This is a genomic window from Ruegeria sp. YTSA075 (assembly GCF_059610245.1).
In genome coordinates this window covers 217,177-232,464 of the sequence record NZ_JBXWNG010000003.1, presented here as the reverse complement: position 1 = coordinate 232,464, position 15,288 = coordinate 217,177, and the positions used below count along the sequence as shown (strand labels likewise).

The following is a 15,288-nucleotide window of genomic DNA, read 5'->3' as shown; positions in this document are numbered from 1 at the left end:
CTTAATAACTCGCCTGCACGGCGTTCAGGGCTTGCTGATCGACCACGGGGCGTGCGCGGGTCTGCGCGTCGCGGACATAGGCGTCAAAGATGTTCTGCGCCAAGGCCTGATCCAGCTGCGCGCCAAGCGCCTCTTGCAGCTGCCGCAACTCGTCGGTCTCATCCGGTGGCAGGATCTCATCCAGACGTACAATCAGGGCGGCGCCATTGCCGCTGATCGCGCGCAGTTCCCCTGGCTCCATCTCGAAGACCTCAGCCATGAAGCTGGGGGGCACATCCTCCAGAAATGCGGTGCGGGTCAGGGCATTTTCCACGCGGAAGGGCAGGCCCGTTGCGGTGAATTCGCCATCGGTGGCCAGGTCCAGCAGGACCGAGGCCGCCTGATCCTGCAACGCCGTATTTGTCTCGGCTGCGGTCCAGGCCGCAGCGACGCGGTCGCGCGCGCTGTCCAAGGGTTCGGGGCGCGGGGGTAGGTCTTCTTCCAGTCGAAGCGCGAAGATCGACCCATCCTCAAGGAACGCGATCTCGGGGAAATCACCTTCTTGCACCGCTTCGGCGGCCACACGGAACCCATCATAGGCGGCAACCTGTTCGTTGCTGTCGCGGGTCCAGTCGATCTGATCCAGCACCATCTCGGTTTCAGCGGCCAGCTCTTCCAGCGTGGCGCCACCGGCCAACAGGTCGTTGATATCCTCGGATTGGGCTTCGATGAGGCGGCGCGCGCGCTCTGAGGCCTGCTCTTCACGCAGTGTTGGTTCAGCCTCTTCAAAAGGAACATTGTTGGCCGCCAGCGAGCCGTTGACGCGGAACAAGGCCGGGCCAAAGACCGAGGGCAACGGGCCAACAACCTGATCCAGCTCTGCGGCAAAAACAGCATCAGCAGCCTCACCCAGATCATCGCGGGTGACATCACCCAGATCGATATCGCTCAGTTCCAGCTCGCGGGCGCGGACAAGCTGTTCGAACGTGGTGCCGCCAACCTCAAGCTGTGCCATGGCGTCATTTGCGGCCTCTTCACTGGGGAAGTTCAGCCGTTCGACCAACCGGCGTTCGGGTTGCTGGTATTCAGCCGCGCGCTGATCATATAGCCTGCGCAGTGTGTCTTCGTCGACCTCGACCGTATCGATCAACATCTCGGGCGAGAGGATCGCATAGGTCAGCCGTTTGGTGCGGGGCAGGGTAAACAGGTCGGTGTTTTCATCATAAAACGCCTGAACCTGTTCATCGGTTGGTTCAGAAACCGGCGTCGTCAGCGCCTCAACCCCAAGGGTCGCAATGGTAAAGCTGCGCCGCGCGCCCAGATAATCGACCAGTGTTTGGGTCAGGGTATCGGGCATGACAACACCACTGGTCACAGCGGCCTGGAGGATCGTGCGAGAAGATTCCTTGCGCAGGTCGGATTCGAATTCGGTATCCGAGATACCCAGTTGATCCAGTTGGAACCGATAGGCTTCGCGGTCGAAACTTCCATCAACGCCCTGAAAGGCCGGGATCGCCACGATCTCTTCCTGCAGGTTTTCGTCGCCAATCGAAATGCCCAACAGGCTGACTTCGTTGTCCAACGCGGCGAGGGCGGTCAGGCGGGACAGGGCGCGCTGTTCCAAACCCAGCTCTCGGGCCTGAGACATCTGCAGAGATTGCCCGGTCTGGGCCTCAACAGCACGGATTTCGCGCTGCAGCTCACGTACATAGGCATCGACCGAGACGCTTTCGTCACCCACCTGTGCAACGGTGCGGATGGTGCCGCTGAGATTGGTGGCGCCAAAGCCGGCAAGACCGACGAACAAAAGGCCCATCAATATCCAGACAAAGGTTTTCGAAAGACTGTTCTTGCCTGCAGCCATAATGCCCTCTTGGTGTTTTGGCAGGTCTCTGCCCTGTTGGTCGCCGCCCTGAATACGACGGGCACCGCCGGGGGGCAAGCTTAGAAGGAAACTGCCTGCAAGCGGTCGAACAATTGGCCAATCCCGGCCCGATCCAGATTGGCAAAAGCGATGCGTACCTGGCGCTGCCCGGCAGGATCGCCTGCGGGCATGAACATCGTACCTGGCAGCAGGAGAATACCGGCTTCGGGAACGAGGCGGCGGGCAAGTTCATCCGAGGGGATAGTGAACGGATGTTCAAGATAAGCGAAATATGCGCCGAGGCCCAACAGCCGCCAGCCCTTGGCAGTCAGCCTAGACATCCCATCGGCGATCGCGGCACGCCGGTCGAGGATCTCATCGCGTTCCCCGGCCAACCATTGGCTGAGATTCCGCATGCCCCAAAGGGCAGCAAATTGGCCGATCTGGCCGGGACAAATCGCGACCGTATCCAGAAATTTCTCGATCTCGGCCAGCAGGGCGGCGCTGGATGCGATTGCCCCAACGCGATGACCAGTCAGGCGGTAGGCTTTCGAGAAGGAATAAAGATGAACAAACGTCTGATCCCAGCCCGGTTGTTGTAACAGCTCATGCGGCGGGCCACTGCGACTGTCGAAATCGCGATAGGTCTCGTCGACCAGAAGGTAGATGCCAGCCTCGCGGGCCAGATCGTAGAAGGCGCGGACCAGTTCGGCCGGGTATTCAACCCCGCCGGGATTGTTGGGCGTGACCAAAGAAATGGCGCGGGTTCTGTCGGTGATCAGAGCGCGCGCTTGTTCGGGATCGGGCAAAAGATCAGCGCCGGTTGGCAAGTCGACCGCGTGGACACCTGCCATGTCCAGCCACATTTTGTGGTTAAAGTACCATGGAGTAGGTAGGATGACCGCGTCCCCTTGATCGGTGATCGCCGAGATGATCGCCGAAAACGCCTGATTGCACCCCGAGGTGATGGCAACCTGGTTCGCGGCGACCTCGGCCGCGTAATGAGTGCTGATCTGGTTGGCCAGTTCCGCGCGCAAATCACTGTTGCCCAAAACGGGCCCATAGAGATGGGCGCTGTCTTCTTCTACAGCAAAAGCCGCCATGGCTTGACGCATGGCCAGAGGTGGCGGATCGACAGGGGCCGCCTGACTGACATTGATCAACGGCTGGTCATCCGAAAATGTAACCCCGTCCAGCCAGCGGCGTGCCTCCATCACCGGGGGCGGGAAGGTGACGCTAGTGCGGGTTTGAGTCATTGGGTTTGGTCCTTGGACATTGCCAGCAGGGCTTGTGCGAGGCTCTGCCTCGCGCTCCGAGGTATTTTTGAACAGAAGAAGTTAGTCCGTGCCGCGATAGGGTTCGACATATTGCAAGGCCATGTCCCAGGGGAAGAAAATCCAGGTATCCTGGCTGACCTCGGTAATGAACGTGTCGACCATCGGGCGACCTTTGGGCTTGGCATAGACGGTGGCGAAATGCGCTTTGGGAAACATCCGGCGCACCAGATCCAGGGTTTTGCCGCTATCGACCAGATCGTCGATGATCAGAACGCCTTCGCCATCACCCATCAACTGGGCATCTGGCGCTTTGAGCACTTCAGCCTCGCCCTGTTCCTGATGGTGGTAGGAGCGTACGCTGATCGTATCGACGGTGCGGATGTCCAGCTCACGGCTGACGATCATGGCCGGGGCCATGCCGCCACGGGTGATCGCGACAACCGCGCGCCATGATCCATCATCGGGGCCTTGCCCATCCAGCCGCCAGGCCAGCGCGCGCGAGTCGCGGTGAATCTGGTCCCAGCTAATGTGAAAGCCTTTTTCGTGGGGCAGGCGGTCCTTCGCGCTCATGTTCCTAGCCCTTCTCGACGTCGGGGGCATCGACAGCTTTCATGCCGACGATGTGATACCCTGAATCCACATGCAGGTTTTCGCCCGTCACCCCACTGCTGAGATCAGACAGCAGATAGAGTGCGGATTTGCCGACATCGTCGATCGTCACGTTGCGACGCAGGGGTGAGTTATACTCGTTCCATTTCATGATATAGCGGAAGTCACCGATGCCACTGGCGGCGAGCGTTTTGATCGGCCCGGCCGAGATCGAGTTCACGCGGATGCCATCCTTGCCCAGATCCTCGGCCAGATATTTGACCGATGCTTCAAGCGCGGCTTTGGCGACGCCCATGACATTATAGTGGGGCATGACCTGTTCGGCGCCATAATAGGTCAGGGTCACGGCGCTGCCACCTTCGCCCATCATCTTTTCCGCGCGCTGCATAACGGCTGTGAACGAAAAGACGGACACATCCATCGTCAAATTGAAATTCGCGCGGCTGGTGTCGACATAGCGACCGCGCAGTTCGTTCTTATCCGAGAATCCGATGGCATGAACGATAAAGTCCAGCTTGCCCCATTTCGCTTCGAGCGCGGTAAACAGTGCATCAATCGACTCTTCGTCGCTGACGTCGCAGGGCAGGACGACTTCGCTGCCAAGCTGTGCCGCCAACGGATCGACACGTTTCTTCAGGGCATCGCCCTGATAGGAAAAGGCCAGTTCGGCCCCGGCATCGGACAAGGCGCGGGCGATTCCCCATGCGATTGATTTGTCATTGGCCAGTCCCATGATGAGGCCGCGCTTACCGGCCATCAACTGATTTGACATGATTGGTTCTCCGCCTGTCTTCGCGTTGTATTGCGTTGGTTTATGCCATCGTTAGCGCTGCATCAAGGCCATCCACTCTTGCCCGTAGCGGGTTATCGCCTTAGGTTCGACTTTAGTACTTTCCTGGGGATGGAAATGAACGAGCGTGATGGCATCTTTGCTGGCTCCGATCCGTTTGAAATAGCGGCTCGGTGGTTAAGTGAGGCTGAAGTAAGTGAAGTCAACGATCCGAACGCAATCGCGCTGGCGACTGTCGATCAAGACGGTTTGCCCAATGTTCGCATGGTTCTTCTGAAAGAAATCGAGCCGGACAGCTTCGTTTTCTATACGAATTACGAAAGCGCAAAAGCGTCCGAACTGGATGGCGCGGGCAAAGCGGCCTTTGTTATGCATTGGAAATCTTTGCGGCGCCAAATCCGAGTTCGTGGTACAATAACCCGCGAGACGGGTCCGAAAGCGGATGAATATTATGTATCCAGATCACTCAAAAGCCGATTGGGGGCCTGGGCTTCGCGGCAGTCACAGCCGCTGAGCAGCCGCGCTGCGCTGATGGCCGAAGTTGCAAAGGTTACTGCGAAACACGGCCCGAATCCTGCGCGACCGCCATTTTGGGGAGGATATAGAATAGCGCCGACTGAGATTGAATTCTGGGCTGATGGGGCCTTTCGCCTGCATGATCGCTTTAGATGGACAAGGGATCAGGCCGATTCAATCTGGCAGGTTGAAAGGTTGAATCCATGATGTTCGCGTTGCGCGAAATGCAACTTGTAGAAAACAATGGGTTTTTTCAGCTTGAATTTGCGGGGCATTCCCATAAACAACGAACCCTTAACGATCTTAAAAACTGCGCGTTAGGAAAACAGTGCCGGACGATCTGAACAATATGTATCGCGTACGTGGACACGTGAAATGGTTCGACCCCGCGAAAGGGTATGGATTTGTTGTGTCCGACGAGGGTGGTCCGGATATTCTGCTGCACGTTAACGTCTTGCGCAATTTTGGGCAAAGTTCTGTCGCAGATGGTGCGGGCATCGAAATTATGACCCATCGCACGGACCGTGGCGTTCAAGCGGTCGAGGTGATCAGCGTTGATCCGCCAGCGCGCGCAGATTCGATGCTGCTGGCCGATTTTGCCGAACTTGATCCAGACGTGATCGCCGATGCCCCGATGGAGGCGGCGCGGGTGAAATGGTTCGACAAGGGCAAAGGCTTTGGCTTTGCCAATGTGTTTGGCCGTGGCGAGGATGTGTTTCTGCATATCGAAGTTTTGCGCCGCTCGGGCCTTGCCGATCTGCAACCCGGCGAAGCACTGGCCATGCGCGTGATAGATGGCAAACGGGGCCGGATGGCAGCACAGGTGCTTGCCTGGGAAGCCGCACTGGACGAATGATTCCAACATGATGTCTCGCTTCGCCGTTCCTGCCCTGATCTTTACCATTTGGGCCGGGGGCGCGTTGGCGGAATGCCGTGCGGATCGGGTTGAGCTGAAAAATGATCAGACTCAGATACGTTTCGACATTGAACTGGCCATAACACCCCAAGAACGTTCGCGTGGGTTGATGTTTCGAGAGTCCCTGCCCAACAGGTCAGGGATGCTGTTCGTCTTCGATCCGCCTCAGCGTGTGGCATTCTGGATGAAGAACACGCTGATTCCTCTGGACATGATCTTTATCGACAAAACCGGAGCGGTCAGCAGTGTGCATGAAGGCGCGATCCCGGGTGATTTGACCCCGATCGAAGGGGGCGATTCCGTGTTTGCAGTGCTGGAAATCAACGCCGGATTGGCCGCACGCTATGGAATCGAAGCCGGAACTCGGATACGGCACGAAATTTTTTCACAAGGCCCGGCAATTTGGCCCTGTTAGGGCTTTTCAAATCAGATCGGCACGTTTAGGAAGGCGCACGGTCCGGGGCGTGGCGCAGTCTGGTAGCGCACCTGTTTTGGGTACAGGGGGTCGTAGGTTCGAATCCTGCCGCCCCGACCATTTTCATCACATAAGGCAATGTTCGCGCAAAAGGCGCAGCATACCTTATGTGAAAGCATTTTTTGATGTGGTCACGCACTCTTCATGACGCGTTGCTATGTGTAGAGGATGAAAAATCCCGCCTCCTATATGATCTGCACGTCGCCTCGAAGCGGCAGTACTTTGTTGTGCAGCATGCTCAAGAACTCCGGGGTTGCCGGAGATCCCAGATCTTTGTTTTATCGACCATCGCTTGAGGATTGGTTAACCAGATTGGGGCTGCCTCAGGGGGTGCTGAGCGAGCAAGAAGGCCTTGAGGTTGTGATGCAGAGAGCGCTGCAAGCAGGGCGAGGTGAAACACCTGTTTTTGGTTTGCGTCAGCAATTTCCTAGCTTTGATTTTCTTTGCCAGAATTTGGCGGCTCTTCATCCTGAGGCAACCAAGGATAAGGATCGAACACGCATTTGGACCTATGTTGTTTGTACATCTGAGCCGCAGAAATAAATTGGAGCAGGCCGTTTCCTATCTCAAGGCGCAACAGACTGGATTGTGGCATGTTGCCGTTGATGGGTCGGAATGGGAGCGGACAGTCCCCGCTCAGGAACCCGTTTTTGATGCGCGTAAGATCAAGGACTGCATCGCCACGCTGGAAAGCTATGACAGGGGCTGGGATGCTTGGTTCCATCGGGAAGGAATCCAGCCCGTCAGAGTTTATTATGAAGATCTATCCAAGGCACCTGCTGCGATGCTGCGTCTGGTTTTTGCCGAGTTGGGGTTGGACCCTGGAGTGGCGGAAGAGGTCGCTCCGGATATCCGCAAGATGGCCGACGCGACCAGCCGGGACTGGGTTCAGAGGTTCCTTTCGGAACAGCCTCCCGCGTCTTAGGGGCGTCGACCTCTCGCCCTAAAATAATGCTGCAGCAATCAGCCCGGCAATCCGCCCATCGTGCGATAGAGCCTGCTGAGGGCAAGGTCCAAAGCCTCGCTTTCTACCGGAACGTCAACTACCGATCCGGCCTTTTGTGGAACCCTGAACACCAGTGAGGCATCCACACGGTAGCCGGATGCGGTTTTGGTCGGGTTCAACCGCATGACGCTTTTTGGCAACTCTTGGGGCGAACCATCATAGGTCAGAATCAGAGAAGCGGCCGCTTCGGGGGGCAGGTATTGGCTGCACTCAAAACTGCGATCCGGTAATTTGCTAAATCTGTCGCCCGGGCCGGTACAGCTCATTTCAAAGGTTTCGAACAGACGCTTGGGGTAGTCGTTGAACTGCGCACTGCGTGATGGATCGGGTACATCTTGTGGTGTGCAGGCCACGATCAGGGCCAGTGCCGATAGAAAGTGAAACAACCGCATCTGATTGTAAGCCCTCATTGATTTGCGTGCCAACCACATCGACCTTCGATTAGCCCGTGATGATTCTGTTTCAGCCTAACCAGCCGCGGTCCGGTTCACCAAACGCTTATAACTATGCTGGTAAAAACGGGAATTTCATTTCGTCAAATCCAAGGCCGGCGGATTTTCGCCGTGGATCACTTTGCGGAGGAATCGGGAGCGCGCGTTTCGCGGCCCCATGGCGGGATCGGGTCAACACAAAAGATTTCAAAAATGTCGGAAAAAGGCCGTTGACCTTCTATGTGAAGATACGCCAAATTGTATGAGCCGAATATGACGCCACTACATCTGGTGCAAAATCAGAGAAAGGCGCAGGGCAGGGACGGGACGCACACCATGCTAATTGTGCAACCGCTGATGCGGTTTTGCGCTGCGCGCGGCAGCGCCCGGACCGTTGCGTCTGTCGGATTCGGCAAAGTGGAGGGCTTGGCATTTCTCGGGCCCGAAGCTGGGTAGACGGTCATTAATTCGAAGGCGGCGGACATGAAAATTGAAAGAAAATTCACCAAACCGGGGCAGGATGCTTACGCAGACTTGGATTTCATTTCGGCCACGTCCGAGATTCGAAACCCCGATGGTACAATTGTCTTTCGGCTGGATGATATCGAAGTTCCATCAAGCTGGAGCCAGGTCGCCAGCGACGTCATCGCTCAGAAGTACTTCCGCAAGGCGGGCGTTCCGTCCAAACTGAAAAAGGTCAAAGAGAAAGACGTGCCCGAGTTCCTGTGGCGTTCGGTCCCCGCCGAAAGTGCAGAGTTCGATGGCGAGGCGTCCTCGAAGCAGGTGTTCGACCGTCTGGCCGGTGCCTGGGCCTATTGGGGCTGGAAGGGCGGCTATTTCTCGACCGAGGAAGATGCGCGCGCCTATTTCGACGAGATGCGCTATATGCTGGCCACCCAGCGCGCCGCACCGAACTCACCGCAATGGTTCAACACCGGCTTGCACTGGGCCTATGGGATCGACGGCCCGGCGCAGGGGCACCACTATGTCGACTACAAGACCGGCAAGCTGACCAAATCAAAATCCGCTTACGAACATCCGCAGCCGCATGCCTGTTTCATCCAGTCTGTCGATGATGACCTGGTGAACGAAGGCGGGATCATGGACCTGTGGGTGCGCGAGGCGCGCCTGTTCAAATACGGCTCGGGCACCGGAACCAACTTCAGCCATCTGCGGGCCGAGGGCGAAGCGCTGTCAGGTGGCGGCAAGTCTTCGGGCCTGATGGGCTTCCTCAAGATCGGCGACCGCGCCGCAGGTGCGATCAAATCAGGCGGAACAACCCGTCGGGCCGCAAAGATGGTAATCGTCGATGCAGATCATCCTGACATCGAGAAATTCATCGAATGGAAGGTGATCGAAGAGCAGAAAGTGGCCTCGATCGTTGCCGGATCGAAGATGCACGAGAAGATGCTGAACGGCATTTTCGAGGCCATCCGCAGCTGGGACGGTGCGCAGGACGATGCGTATGATCCCAACAAGAACGACAGCCTGAAAAAAGCGGTTCGTGAAGCGAAAAAGGTCGCGATCCCTGAGACTTATATCAAGCGCGTGCTGGATTATGCCAAGCAGGGCCACGACAGCATCGAATTCCCGACCTATGACACGGACTGGGATTCAGAAGCCTATAGCTCGGTTTCGGGCCAGAATTCGAACAACTCGATCCGCGTGACCAATGCGTTCCTGACCGCTGTTGAGAAAGACGCCGATTGGGAATTGATCAACCGCACCGACGGCAAGGTCGCCAAGACCGTCAAGGCGCGCGATTTGTGGGAGAAGGTCGGCCACGCCGCTTGGGCCTGCGCCGATCCGGGCATCCAGTTCCATGACACGGTCAACGAATGGCACACATGCCCCGAAGATGGCGCGATCCGTGGGTCGAACCCGTGCTCGGAATATATGTTCCTGGACGATACGGCCTGTAACCTTGCGTCGATGAACCTGTTGACCTTCCTCAAGGATGGTGAGTTCCAGGCGGCGGATTACATGCACGCCTCGCGTCTGTGGACCCTGACACTGGAAATCTCGGTGACCATGGCGCAGTTCCCGTCGAAGGAAATCGCGCAGCTGTCTTATGACTTCCGCACGCTGGGTCTGGGTTACGCCAATATTGGCGGCCTGCTGATGAATATGGGCTACAGCTATGACTCGGACGAGGGTCGGGCGATCTGTGGTGCGTTGACCGCGATCATGACCGGTGTGGCCTATGCGACCTCGGCTGAGATTGCTGGCGAACTGGGCGCCTTCAAAGGCTATGAGCGCAACGCCGACCACATGCTGCGCGTCATCCGCAACCACCGCCGCGCATCGCAGGGGGTGACCGAGGGCTATGAGAAACTGGCCGTGAAGCCGGTGCCGCTGGACCACGGAAACTGCCCGGACAAGCGTCTGGTCGATCTGGCGATGTCGGCTTGGGATGAGGCGTTGAGCCTTGGCGAGAAAAACGGCTACCGCAACGCGCAGGCCACCGTGATCGCGCCCACCGGCACGATCGGTCTGGTGATGGACTGTGATACCACGGGGATCGAGCCCGATTTCGCGCTGGTCAAATTCAAGAAGCTGGCCGGTGGCGGGTACTTCAAGATCATCAACCGCTCGGTGCCGTCGGCGCTGGAAAAGCTGGGCTATTCCTCGTCTCAGATCGAAGAGATCGTGGGCTACGCCGTCGGTCACGGAACCATCGGTAACGCGCCGGGGATCAACCACACCTCGCTGACCGGTCATGGCTTTGGACCGAATGAGTTGGCCAAAGTGGACGCTGCGCTGGAAAGCGCCTTCGACATCCGGTTCGTCTTCAACCAGTGGACACTGGGCGAGGATTTCTGCACCGGCGTTTTGGGCATCCCGGCCACCAAGCTGAATGACCCGACCTTCGATCTACTGCGCCATCTGGGCTTTACCAAGGCGGATATCGACGCGGCCAACGACCACGTTTGCGGAACCATGACGCTGGAAGGTGCTCCGCACCTGAAGGAAGAGCATTATTCGATCTTCGACTGCGCCAACCCGTGCGGCAAGAAAGGTAAGCGTTTCCTTGGGGTTGATAGCCACATCACCATGATGGCGGCGGCGCAGAGCTTCATCTCGGGCGCGATCTCGAAAACGATCAACATGCCGAATGACGCGACCATCGAAGACTGCCAGAAGGCTTATGAACTCAGCTGGTCGCTGGGGGTGAAGGCGAACGCGCTCTATCGTGATGGCTCGAAACTGTCGCAGCCTCTGGCCGCGGCGCTGGTCGAGGATGACGACGAGGCGGCGGAAATTCTGGAAAGCGGTTCGACGCAGGAAAAAGCCGTGGTTCTGGCCGAGAAGGTGATCGAGAAGGTTGTGGTCAAGGAGATCATCCGCAGCCATCGCGAAAAACTGCCGCATCGGCGCAAAGGCTATACTCAAAAAGCGATCGTGGGTGGCCACAAGGTCTATCTGCGCACCGGTGAGTTCGAAGACGGCAAGCTGGGCGAGATCTTCATCGATATGCACAAGGAAGGCGCTGGCTTCCGGGCGATGATGAACAACTTTGCCATCGCCGTGTCGGTTGGCCTGCAATATGGCGTGCCGCTGGAAGAGTTCGTGGATGCCTTTACCTTCACCAAATTCGAACCGGCGGGGATGGTGCAGGGCAACGACTCGATCAAAAACGCGACGTCGATCCTGGATTACATCTTCCGCGAACTGGCCGTGTCTTATCTGGATCGCACCGATCTGGCCCATGTGAAACCCGAAGGCGCCAGTTTTGACGATCTGGGGCGTGGCGAGGAAGAGGGCGTCTCGAACGTTTCTGAATTAAGTGACAGCGCGGCCTCCAAGTCCTTGGAAGTACTGAAACAAATCAGTTCGACCGGCTATCTGCGTAAGCGCCTGCCGCAGGATCTGATGGTTCTGAACGGCGGTCAGGCCGAGGTGAACGGCATGGCTGAAACGGCGGCGCAATTCGAAGTGCAGAGCGAAACGGCAGTGGTGTCAGAGGTCGCGACCGGAATGGACGCGCGCACCAAGGCTAAGATGCAAGGCTATGAGGGCGACCCCTGCGGCGAATGCGGAAACTACACGCTGGTGCGCAACGGCACCTGCATGAAATGCAACACCTGCGGCGCAACAAGCGGGTGTAGCTGAGTTCAACGCCCCGGCAACCCGGGGTGCAGGGGTCGGATAGCTGCCACAGGTACCGACCCCGACGAATACGGATCAAGGCGCTGAGACTTACCTTCGATGCTTTGGTCCACTCGGCCGACATGCCCGTGTTGGCCGGGAACAGGGTGGGGCGGAATATTTGCTCCCTCCCACTCTCTCACGGGGCGGGTGCGCTCGCCCCATGCGCAGTCCAGGCCGCAGGCAAAAAAATACCGGGCGGTCAACGAAATGAGCCTGGAAGGCGAAACTGACAGGGGGCTTCGGCCCCCTTTCTTTTTTCAACCCCATACGCCTGTCGTCAGCAGAGCCTTGCCGGATTGCCTCTCGGTCATCGGGTCAGAACCGCCGAAAGCAGATCGGCGGATTTCGCCCGGCGGGGGATCGCAGGGCCGACTCAGTGAAATCCGCAAGGAATGGCGCGAAATTCGGGGATGCAAAGGATGCGGGTGACGGCGACGGGCAAGATGGTGTCTGTGGTGCCTGTCCGGACGTAACAACGCAAAACTCACTCAGGAGGCACTATCATGAAACCGCAACAACTGGCTGTTATCTCGGCATTCGCACTTGGCTTGCCCTCGTTGGCTTTGGCGCAATCGAGCGCCGATGCTAATGGCGATGGCGTTCTGACCATCGAAGAAGTGCAGGCTGTGGTACCAGAAGTGGATACCGATACGTTTTCGGCCATGGATGCAAATGGTGACGGCGCGCTGGATCAGGATGAGATCGCAGTTGCGCAAGAAGCCGGATTGCTGCCACCCAGCAACGGCTGATTTGTATTGAAAATCGGCGGCCCGAGGGTTTCGGGCCGCTATTACAATGGGTTACGTGTTCAAGTGAATGTTGAACTTGGCGCGAATTTCAGCATCTAGCAACGGATCGAACTGGGCGGGTGACGGTGCGCTCAGAATTTCTTCCTTACGGGCTGTGGCCTTATCAAGCAGATCGGGTTTACCCATCTCGGCCCATTCTTTTGGTGACGTCCGGTCGCCGAATGTCGGATAGACATAGTCGGCCTGCATCCGGCTGAGCGTCGCGTCGGTTCCCAAATAATGACCCGGCCCACCCATGCACACCTCGGCAATCTGATCCAGCGCAAGTGTGTCGTCATTGACTTCGATGCCACGCACGCAGCGCTGTGCCTGTCCGATCAGATCATCGCTGAGGATCAGGCTTTCGAGGCAAAAACCCAGAAGCGAGGCATGCATGCCCGCGGCTTCATAGACCATATTAAGCCCGGACAACCCGGCCATGACGTTCGAACACATTTGTTCCCACCCGGCCTGCATATCGGGCAGTTTCGAATCTGACGCGCCCGCAGCGGCGCCTCCCGGCAGGTCGTAGAACTGGTGCATCTGCGCACAGCCCGCACTCAGCAGGGCCTGTTCGCCAGACCCGATAGACATGGCCCCGGTGCGTAGGTCCAGGCCAAAGGGCCAGGTGCCAAAAATCGCGGGTGCACCGGGCTTTACGGCGTTTACATAAACCAAACCGGCCAGGCATTCGGCGGTGGCTTGCGTGATCGCCCCGGCAATGGTGGAAGGGGCAGTTGCTCCGGCCATGCCAGCAGACAACAGCAGAACCGGCATACCGGCCTTGATGCATTCCTCCATCACTTCGCAGCTTTCGGTGGCGAATTTCATCGGGGGAACGACAAAGCAGTTCGAATTGGACACAAAAGGCCGCTCGCGCCATTTGTCCTCACCACCAGCGATCATGTGTAGCATTTCGATTGCGGGCGCGACATGCGATGGCTCGGTGAATGATGTTCCGATGTGTTTGTAAGTCCCTGAGCATGCAGCATAAACTGTGTTATAGTCCATCTCGAGATTGTCGAGGATGTCGCGGCAGACCATGGGGCGTTGAACGAAGTGGATATTGTCCAACTGTTGGCAAATCCGCGCGGCATCATGCAGATCCTGCACGGTTGAATCGCGGTATTGGCGGCCATGGACATCAACTACGCTTACGGCGGCCCCGGCTGTGCCATAGTGAACCTTGGTACCGGTCAGGTCCAGATCGGTTTGACCGTCGCGGCTGCAGAGCGTGATGGACCTGTTGGCCTTGGCGATTGTATCTTCGACCAATGCGCGCGGGAACCGAATGCGCCCGTCGTCGCCCAGTGTACACCCCGCACCCACAAGATAGTCGATGCCGCTTTGGGGGGCGTCTGCAAGGCCAATGGTTTCAAGGGCTTGCAGGGCGGCATTGTGGATTTTTTCCACCTGAGCCGGGGTCAGAGGTTTGTATGTTCCGCCTTCCATGCCGGGGCGGATCGGGCGCAGATGTTCTGGAAGGGCGGATGCGCGGGCTGCGCGACGTGCGGAACGTCCACCGCTACGAGAGGCACTACGGGATTGCGTGTTCATTGAATAAGTCCAGGATTTGGGAATGTGTCTTGAGCGTGAGCGATCAAGACAAGCCAGGCCGACCCCTTGCCGCGCGCCCACGATCTGCACCAATGGTACGACTGATCAGACGAATTTTCCAAATCTCGTTTGCCATGAGACCTCTCAGTTGCCAAAGAGGCTGGCAGACGGTCCCTCCCGGATCTGTTCCGTTTGCGACCTCGGTGCCAAAAACCGACAGATTGTATCACTGGCGCCGACGAGGGCGTGTTCTGAGCACATTTTCTCCCGCTTTGGGCGAAATCTGTTATACTTTATTAACTTACTGCTGAATATCCTGTGATCAGAATTGAAATCTGGTAGCCATGTACCAGTTTGAATTTGTGACTGATGCTGCTCCGGACACGGATGAACACTGTTGATGATGAATTGGAAACCACATTGGGCCCTGATCGCCGCGATGACGATCACATGCGCCAGCCCTGCCATGGCAGAGGATTGGACAGGTGCCTATGCAGGTTTCAGTTTCGGCTATGCCGAGGCAAGCGGTCCTGACAGCTCCAGCGGGGATACAGGCACCTTTGGTGCTCATATCGGTTTTGATCAGGATTTTGGCAATTTCGTTCTGGGGGGTGAGCTGGAGTATAACCGCCTGTCGTTAAACCTCAGCGAAAGTCAGGGAAGCCTGGACAGTATGTCACTTGTGAAACTTCGCGGCGGGTATGATTTTGGCAACGCGCTCGGCTACGTGGTCGTCGGTGCGGCCCGCGCGGAAACCTCGACCGACAGCGATACAGCGGCGGTTTACGGCATTGGTGTCGCTTACCCGATCGGCGAAAACCTTGTGATCAGTGGTGAGGCGCTGCGCCAGAACTTCGACGATGCCACCCGATCTGAAGGTGGTCTGGGCACAAATGTTTTTAACCTGAGGACAACCTTCCGGTTCTGA

At 57.5% G+C, this 15,288-nt stretch carries 12 protein-coding genes, 1 tRNA gene and 1 pseudogene; 8 read left to right on the top strand and 6 right to left on the bottom strand.

Annotated elements, in window-relative coordinates; translation table 11 throughout:
* Window position 1: 1 nt before the first annotated feature.
* The 4 genes from AC2FGE_RS07165 to fabI form a co-directional block, all read right to left on the bottom strand.
* Window positions 2-1,843 carry a peptidyl-prolyl cis-trans isomerase gene (locus AC2FGE_RS07165; RefSeq protein WP_496818523.1) on the bottom strand — a complete coding sequence of 614 codons (1,842 nt, stop codon included), beginning with the start codon at window positions 1,841-1,843 and terminating at the stop codon, window positions 2-4.
* A gap of 80 nt (window positions 1,844-1,923) precedes the next feature.
* Window positions 1,924-3,099, bottom strand: a complete 1,176-nt coding sequence (locus AC2FGE_RS07160) for an aminotransferase (protein ID WP_496818522.1) — start codon at window positions 3,097-3,099, stop codon at window positions 1,924-1,926.
* Between the two features lie 81 nt (window positions 3,100-3,180).
* Window positions 3,181-3,690: a xanthine phosphoribosyltransferase gene (gene gpt, locus AC2FGE_RS07155; RefSeq protein WP_170532900.1), complete on the bottom strand. Its 510-nt coding sequence runs from the start codon at window positions 3,688-3,690 to the stop codon at window positions 3,181-3,183.
* A 4-nt stretch (window positions 3,691-3,694) separates the two neighbouring features.
* On the bottom strand, window positions 3,695-4,501 hold the full coding sequence (fabI, locus tag AC2FGE_RS07150; protein ID WP_496818521.1) for an enoyl-ACP reductase FabI: 807 nt from the start codon (window positions 4,499-4,501) through the stop codon (window positions 3,695-3,697).
* A gap of 135 nt (window positions 4,502-4,636) precedes the next feature.
* Here fabI and pdxH point away from each other — a divergent pair, with 135 nt between their 5' ends.
* The 5 genes and pseudogenes from pdxH (at window position 4,637) to AC2FGE_RS07125 (ending at window position 7,351) form a co-directional block, all read left to right on the top strand.
* A complete protein-coding gene (gene pdxH, locus AC2FGE_RS07145; protein ID WP_496818520.1) occupies window positions 4,637-5,242 on the top strand; it encodes a pyridoxamine 5'-phosphate oxidase in 606 nt (201 codons plus the stop codon).
* Between the two features lie 142 nt (window positions 5,243-5,384).
* Window positions 5,385-5,891 (top strand): cold-shock protein, encoded by a 507-nt coding sequence (locus tag AC2FGE_RS07140; protein WP_353007746.1) that lies wholly within the window; start codon window positions 5,385-5,387, stop codon window positions 5,889-5,891.
* A gap of 7 nt (window positions 5,892-5,898) precedes the next feature.
* The gene (locus tag AC2FGE_RS07135) at window positions 5,899-6,366 is read left to right on the top strand and encodes a DUF192 domain-containing protein (RefSeq protein ID WP_496818519.1); all 468 of its coding nucleotides are present in this window, start codon (window positions 5,899-5,901) and stop codon (window positions 6,364-6,366) included.
* A 43-nt stretch (window positions 6,367-6,409) separates the two neighbouring features.
* Window positions 6,410-6,486 (top strand) — tRNA-Pro (locus AC2FGE_RS07130).
* A gap of 108 nt (window positions 6,487-6,594) precedes the next feature.
* Window positions 6,595-7,351: pseudogene (locus tag AC2FGE_RS07125) on the top strand (Stf0 family sulfotransferase).
* 38 nt (window positions 7,352-7,389) lie between these two features.
* Here AC2FGE_RS07125 and AC2FGE_RS07120 read toward each other — a convergent pair.
* Window positions 7,390-7,842 carry a hypothetical protein gene (locus AC2FGE_RS07120; RefSeq protein ID WP_496818518.1) on the bottom strand — a complete coding sequence of 151 codons (453 nt, stop codon included), beginning with the start codon at window positions 7,840-7,842 and terminating at the stop codon, window positions 7,390-7,392.
* 504 nt (window positions 7,843-8,346) lie between these two features.
* On the opposite strand from AC2FGE_RS07120, the gene AC2FGE_RS07115 reads away from it, so the two are divergent.
* A complete protein-coding gene (locus AC2FGE_RS07115; protein ID WP_496818517.1) occupies window positions 8,347-11,976 on the top strand; it encodes a vitamin B12-dependent ribonucleotide reductase in 3,630 nt (1,209 codons plus the stop codon).
* Window positions 11,977-12,518: 542 nt separating this feature from the next.
* Window positions 12,519-12,764 carry an EF-hand domain-containing protein gene (locus AC2FGE_RS07110; protein ID WP_496818516.1) on the top strand — a complete coding sequence of 82 codons (246 nt, stop codon included), beginning with the start codon at window positions 12,519-12,521 and terminating at the stop codon, window positions 12,762-12,764.
* A gap of 51 nt (window positions 12,765-12,815) precedes the next feature.
* Here the strand turns inward: AC2FGE_RS07110 and AC2FGE_RS07105 are convergent, their stop codons facing one another.
* Window positions 12,816-14,360 (bottom strand): trimethylamine methyltransferase family protein, encoded by a 1,545-nt coding sequence (locus AC2FGE_RS07105; RefSeq protein ID WP_496818515.1) that lies wholly within the window; start codon window positions 14,358-14,360, stop codon window positions 12,816-12,818.
* A gap of 400 nt (window positions 14,361-14,760) precedes the next feature.
* Between AC2FGE_RS07105 and AC2FGE_RS07100 the strand changes: the two genes are divergently transcribed.
* Entirely contained in the window at window positions 14,761-15,288 is a 528-nt protein-coding gene (locus tag AC2FGE_RS07100; RefSeq protein WP_496818513.1) for an outer membrane protein, read from the top strand.

What these genes read in the sequence shown, in the direction of transcription:
- AC2FGE_RS07165 (WP_496818523.1), bottom strand. Translation starts at nt 1,843, where the DNA reads ATGGCTGCAGGCAAGAACAGTCTTTCGAAAACCTTTGTCTGGATATTG.
- AC2FGE_RS07160 (WP_496818522.1), bottom strand. Translation starts at nt 3,099, where the DNA reads ATGACTCAAACCCGCACTAGCGTCACCTTCCCGCCCCCGGTGATGGAG.
- gpt (WP_170532900.1), bottom strand. Translation starts at nt 3,690, where the DNA reads ATGAGCGCGAAGGACCGCCTGCCCCACGAAAAAGGCTTTCACATTAGC.
- fabI (WP_496818521.1), bottom strand. Translation starts at nt 4,501, where the DNA reads ATGTCAAATCAGTTGATGGCCGGTAAGCGCGGCCTCATCATGGGACTG.
- pdxH (WP_496818520.1), top strand. Translation starts at nt 4,637, where the DNA reads ATGAACGAGCGTGATGGCATCTTTGCTGGCTCCGATCCGTTTGAAATA.
- AC2FGE_RS07140 (WP_353007746.1), top strand. Translation starts at nt 5,385, where the DNA reads ATGTATCGCGTACGTGGACACGTGAAATGGTTCGACCCCGCGAAAGGG.
- AC2FGE_RS07135 (WP_496818519.1), top strand. Translation starts at nt 5,899, where the DNA reads ATGATGTCTCGCTTCGCCGTTCCTGCCCTGATCTTTACCATTTGGGCC.
- AC2FGE_RS07120 (WP_496818518.1), bottom strand. Translation starts at nt 7,842, where the DNA reads ATGAGGGCTTACAATCAGATGCGGTTGTTTCACTTTCTATCGGCACTG.
- AC2FGE_RS07115 (WP_496818517.1), top strand. Translation starts at nt 8,347, where the DNA reads ATGAAAATTGAAAGAAAATTCACCAAACCGGGGCAGGATGCTTACGCA.
- AC2FGE_RS07110 (WP_496818516.1), top strand. Translation starts at nt 12,519, where the DNA reads ATGAAACCGCAACAACTGGCTGTTATCTCGGCATTCGCACTTGGCTTG.
- AC2FGE_RS07105 (WP_496818515.1), bottom strand. Translation starts at nt 14,360, where the DNA reads ATGAACACGCAATCCCGTAGTGCCTCTCGTAGCGGTGGACGTTCCGCA.
- AC2FGE_RS07100 (WP_496818513.1), top strand. Translation starts at nt 14,761, where the DNA reads ATGATGAATTGGAAACCACATTGGGCCCTGATCGCCGCGATGACGATC.